This is a genomic window from Segatella copri (assembly GCF_019127135.1).
Classification (GTDB): Bacteria; Bacteroidota; Bacteroidia; order Bacteroidales; family Bacteroidaceae; genus Prevotella.
The window spans coordinates 1-4,855 of sequence record NZ_JAHOEA010000104.1 but is presented as its reverse complement, the minus strand read 5'-3'; the positions used below and the strand labels follow the sequence as shown (position 1 = coordinate 4,855).

The window sequence follows — 4,855 nt, the reverse complement described above, 5'->3', positions numbered from 1 at the left end:
GGGAGTGGGAATGAAAGTTAAGAACAAGCCTTGACACAGTTTAAATTACACCCCCGTGAGATTTAATGTCTTGTAATGAAAGAATTTGCGACATCTTTATAATCCATTTCATGTTGTTTTTATATTACCATCAACAATTGCAGCAAAGCCTTAAAGCCGCCCTTGTTCTTTTCTTCTTTGAAAACATTGAGAACTTTCTTCTCTATGATATACTTCTTAAAATCATTCCGATAAGTAGGATGGGAGAGTAATATCCAAAGTTCCTGGTCAATGTAGGCGTACTGGGTATTTCTGTTTAGCCATGCTCTTGAAGGGACTCTGTTTTTACTTCTCCTATAATTTTAATTTGTTCTATCTCTATATCCCTTAAAAAAATCCAAGCAAAAAATTAAGCACAATAACAAAAAACTATTGCAGAAATAAAAATCCCTTGCCCAAGCATCTATGTTTGGACAAGGGAAATTTTAATTTTTAACTAACTTAGACAGCTATGCCATATTTGAGTCATCACCATCACTGCCAGAGTTGCTTCCACCACCATCAGGAGTTGTGGTAGTACTACCACCCGAAGTTGAATCACCACCTGATGGGATTGTAGTTCCACCCACCACGCTGCTAGCTCTTCTCACGCTAGCTACACTGTTGAGGTTGGCATTGCTCAAGATACCAGTGGCACGAGCACGGAGTTTTACGCTGCCAATGTTGTTGGCCACGCTGAAGTCAGCCTCTGTCTTTGCACCTTCCTTGTTACGGATACCGACCGAGAAGATGGCGAGATTGTCAATCTTCACATTCTTGCCAGCCAAGAGCTGCTCCTTGATACACTTTACCATCGCTGTCATCATGCCCAGGCACATTGCCTCAGAGAAACCCGTGTTATGTTCCTCCATGTGCTTGGCAAGGGCTGCAAGATTCATCGTTTCCTCCACTACAGGGTAAGCATACCACTTGCCGTAAGCAGGACTTTTCTTGTTTTTGTTTTCTTTTACTACATACTTAATCATAATGATAAAAATTTTGAGTTAACTACTGCCGACTCCGCTCTCCTCTTTACCCACAGCCTCATACTCTTCGTCCATAGGCGTATGAGAAAAGCTTCATCGCATAATCCCTTTGGATTACAATGCAAATATACCACTTTTCTCATCGCTGACTATACGATGTCATACGTTGCGTGAGATAGCAAACGTTAGAGGGACATTCTTAGTAGGAAAGCCTTGGCTATCCCCTAGAATGCCCCTCTTTATCTTATGGCTCACCCAGGTATTCTGCGATTACCGCCACCTGCTTGGGTGTGAAAAACTTGTCCGACTTGCGATAGCCCATCTTCATCAGTTCCTCGCTCAACTCAGGATTGCGATGAATCCACGACATGAGATGATTGACAGCTGTATGGGCTGAACCTGCATCTGGAAAATACAACATGGCAAGCTCTGACTTGCCGTATGCCTTTACCTTGAATTCCATCATATTTTTCTCAGTTTTTACATTGATATACGATATAATGATTACAACCTTGCAGGGCGTATGTATCATACTTAGGAGCCTTAAGTAGCATAGTTAGCACTCACAAAGATAATACTTACACCCCAAAAGCAAGATACTTATTTCTCCTCAACTTTAGCCTTACAATAAACGCCACGATGAAGAGGAATGATGATGCGATACACATTGCTCATCTGGCTGAGCATCCTTTGGGCGGTTCGTTTGCAGATTTTCTTCGTCTCAGCGCAGGCTAAGAATTCGGCTGTGCGAAACTCGCCATCAGGAAGCGACTGGTAGACGCTAAGTTCATCTGCCTTTAAGTTCACGCCCGAATTGGCAAAAGGATTTTCATTCTCCTTGGCTAATACAGCATACACACGAGCCGTATGGTTGATGAGGCAACCCATGATGCTCATTGCTGTATGGAAATCACGGTCATCACACACCAAGGCTCGCTCATCAGCAGTGAAAATGTCATCCTTCTTGTTCCAATCCGACAAACGACGCAGGGCAGTCAACACCATTGCATAACGGAAGTTGGCAAGAGCCATACGAAACACAAAGGCATTGAAACCTGCTCCCAACATCTGGAACTGCTCGCAAAGCGTCTCCTCGTAGGTGGAGAGAAATTCCTGCTGCTGTGCCTTGCTCATGACAAACTGGATAGGATTGCCCTTTCTCTCCAACAGAGCGTGATAGAGAGGCAATAAGTCCTCGCCCATCTGCTTATAGGTGTCTTCCAAAGGGGAGTCGCTACGGGCGAATACATCGTGAAACTCCACCGTGTCGTCAGGCAGGTTGTAGAACTGGAATCTACTGCCCAAACCATTCTCAAACGATGGGAAAAGACGAGGTATCTGGCCAGGAGTGCAGGTGATGAACGCTGAGAGACGTGGAATTTCGATATCGATATGGATTTTATCACTCACACGATTCATAGAAACCGTCTCGTGATGATACGCCTTGCGTAATAAATCAGAGTAGTGACCATAGTCGGAATCTAGCATATTCGACACGGTATCAGCCTCTGTCTCATACATTATGCCCCATCCACCGTTGGCATCGAGGGCACGATATACAGCAGAAGAAGAGCTATTGCCTGGCATAAATGGGTCGCGAAAGACAGGCTCCTTAGGAACTGGTCCACGCTCGCCCTTGTTCTTACCCTTGCCCTGAGCCTCATAAACAGCCATATCCTCATCATACTGCGCCTTCGAAGCCTCAAATTGTTGACGCATCTCCCTTTTCTCTGGTCGGGCCAACAGCTTGCAGAAAATCAAATCTCCCTTTTTTGTTGCGGCAGAACCATATATGTTGGTAAAAAGCGGTGCAAATACACGATGACCATCATATATGCCGTAGATACCACTCTGTTCTTCGGTCGAACCATTGGCACCACCCATCAAACCCGACACCACATTCAGAACGCCCAAGAGCATCTTGTCTCTGCTCACAGTATCCGGATGGATTTTATAGATGTTACGGAGGCAAATAGGCAAGTCATTCTCATTCACCTTGTCGGAGAAAGTGTAACCTGTAGAAATAGTTTGCGCCACTGGTGCCATAGTGCCATGTGCCATTTCCTTATCCAAAATACCAGAATTCTTATATTTTTCTATATATTTGGCATTTGGCATATTGGCGCAAGTGGCACGAACTGTCTCCTCTCTTGCGATAGTTTTAAGGTCGACGCCAGCATCCTTAGCCATCTTGAAGAAGGTTTTGATGGTGATGCCTTTTCCATTACCCTTCATGCAACTCGTATATTTCTTGTCGCACTCCTCATAATTGTATTCGGCGTTCATGCTGCTCAACTGGTGAAAGAAACCTCTTCCATCCTCACCCAACCCATGGACTAGGGCGAAACCTAAATTGATCCACTCTTCGTAAGGGGTCGTAATGTCAATATGACGATTTACGAGTGTGAAAACAATGAACTTCACCTCGTCATAAAGATAGGCATCCCCACTTGGAGCATCCTTTTTTCGATGTCCTCCAACGCTTTTTTTGTGCAAAGTTTCTTGCTTTGTCTTGTCTTTCCCTGGTAGGGAGGTTCCATAAACAGTACCTCTACCTGCAAAAGCATCCAGGTCGAACTGACTCAGGTTGTCCTCCTTATTTTCTACCTGTTTGTTATTTTCCATATTGTTATCCTTTTTAATTAGTTTAATTTTAAAATAATTGAAAGCTAGGGTTGATTACCATATTTGCATCCCAGCAGAGGAAACATGCCGAGGCTACATTTGCTGGTGCCGAGTCAGCCTCCAAACCATAAGTCTGGAGGAGATAGTTGCGCACGGCTCGATACCATTTTTCGTGGGAACCACGAGAGAGGTCGATATGCGTAACCCACTTCACTCCATCGCCACGCGGACTGGTAAACATCAGCATGGTTTCGAAGTATCGGTCTTGTTCCAGCAGATGTCTAGCCTTCCAAAGGTTCTCATTTCCACCGAGGTGGTCGAAGTCGAAACAGAGTAGTCCCGAATGCAGTAAGAGTCCATTTTGGTTACGGTAGGCAAATGTTCCACTGAAGGTAGCGAATGGCAAAAAGCTAGCCTTGAAGAGCTTCTGCTTCTTCTCGTCTTTAATGCCCCTAAGTTGCTCGGTGAGTTGCATCATCTTCATCGAGTTCATCCAACAATATACATCCTTCAGGGTACCTTGCTTATAAGGTCTCTGGCTAGATGGCTTGTTGATGCCTGCAGCAAAGAGGCTGAAACGAGCTGGTGTTACATCTTTCATGTCATATCGTCTTTAGAAAGTTCGACACTAGCGATAGCTTCTGCATGAGCATTAGTCTCGCTTACTCTTTCAGCCGCCATTCGCTTGCGATAGGCGACAGCCAATGGTGTGTTGGCGTGGAGAAGCATATCAGCGATTGCTTCTCCGAGCGATAATACCTTGTTCATAATACTTTGGGTATTAAAACGTTGTCCTAGCACTTACTTGGGTTATATAGGACAACTTATGTTATTCGTCCCCAAGCCATCGGACCGTGCTCAGTTTTATACTGCTGACTAACATCTTATAAAAAGAATGCAGCAGAATTCCGATGTTCTAGAATTCTGCTGCAAAGATACAATATGAGGAAATGTGAGTTCGCCTTTTCTCACCTTTTCTCACGTTTACTCAACTATATTCCACTAAAATGTAATAAAAGTGAATCATTCACGTGAATTTAACCACTTTTTTAAACTACATATTTTTTTATAGACTTGCACCAATTATTATATGTTGGTTCACTAGTGTCCCGTTAAAACGAGACGATTATTAAATAAGTTATTAATACTCAAAAGTTTACGGACTTTTTATAGTGTATTCGATTTGATTTTGTATCTTTGCACGCATATTTAAAATACGTGTGCGA

5 protein-coding genes are annotated in these 4,855 nt (G+C 43.6%); all 5 read right to left on the bottom strand.

Going from position 1 to position 4,855, the window contains the following annotated elements; genetic code table 11:
• Window positions 1–488: 488 nt before the first annotated feature.
• The gene (locus tag KSW37_RS15065) at window positions 489–1,004 is read right to left on the bottom strand and encodes a DNA-binding protein (RefSeq protein ID WP_217315237.1); all 516 of its coding nucleotides are present in this window, start codon (window positions 1,002–1,004) and stop codon (window positions 489–491) included.
• 244 nt (window positions 1,005–1,248) lie between these two features.
• Window positions 1,249–1,470, bottom strand: a complete 222-nt coding sequence (locus KSW37_RS15060) for a DUF4248 domain-containing protein (RefSeq protein WP_154480343.1) — start codon at window positions 1,468–1,470, stop codon at window positions 1,249–1,251.
• A gap of 134 nt (window positions 1,471–1,604) precedes the next feature.
• A complete protein-coding gene (locus tag KSW37_RS15055) occupies window positions 1,605–3,629 on the bottom strand; it encodes a DUF3987 domain-containing protein (RefSeq protein WP_217315235.1) in 2,025 nt (674 codons plus the stop codon).
• A gap of 28 nt (window positions 3,630–3,657) precedes the next feature.
• A complete protein-coding gene (locus tag KSW37_RS15050; protein ID WP_217315234.1) occupies window positions 3,658–4,230 on the bottom strand; it encodes a BT4734/BF3469 family protein in 573 nt (190 codons plus the stop codon).
• A complete protein-coding gene (locus KSW37_RS15045; protein ID WP_217315233.1) occupies window positions 4,227–4,397 on the bottom strand; it encodes a hypothetical protein in 171 nt (56 codons plus the stop codon). Before KSW37_RS15045 ends, KSW37_RS15050 begins: the two co-directional genes overlap by 4 nt.
• Between the last annotated feature and the right edge of the window lie 458 nt (window positions 4,398–4,855).